1 rRNA gene is annotated in these 534 nt (G+C 44.9%); it reads right to left on the reverse strand.

From position 1 onward, the window contains the following. Nucleotides 1-113: ribosomal RNA gene (locus IEW88_RS18620) — 16S ribosomal RNA — on the reverse strand; the annotation flags it as partial. Nucleotides 114-534 lie beyond the last annotated feature (421 nt).

Genomic DNA, 534 nt, shown 5'->3' on the forward strand with positions numbered 1-534 from the left:
CTTCCTACGCATTACTCACCCGTCCGCCGCTAGGTCCGAAAACCCCGCTCGACTTGCATGTGTTAGGCCTGCCGCCAGCGTTCAATCTGAGCCATGATCAAACTCTTCAATTAAAGTTTAATTGCTACCGAAGTAGCTGCTCAGTATCACTGACTTAAAACGTCTGCTCTTTCGAACAGATTTCTGTATAAGTCACTTCACTGATAAATATTCTTTGTGCGATTGCTCGCTGCAGAATCTATTCCGTGAGTGCCCACACAGATGATTGATTGCTTATTGTTAAAGAGCAGTGCTGAACCGGTTAAGACCTTGTTCAGCGGGAGGCGTATCTTACACTTCCCAGAATTTGTGTCAAGCCAGCGATTTGAAATTATTTATCAAACTCACCTACTCAACTCACTTCGCTTCACTTTTGAACCTTTCGACTCCACCGCGTTGCGAGGCGGCCATTTTAGTGATTTTCAATCTCGTGTCAAGCGATGTTTTGCATCATTTTTCACTTCATTTCAAAACCACCCCAGAGCTGCTTTCGCA

It is taken from the genome of Rheinheimera tangshanensis, assembly GCF_014645135.1.
GTDB lineage: Bacteria > Pseudomonadota > Gammaproteobacteria > Enterobacterales > Alteromonadaceae > Pararheinheimera > Pararheinheimera tangshanensis.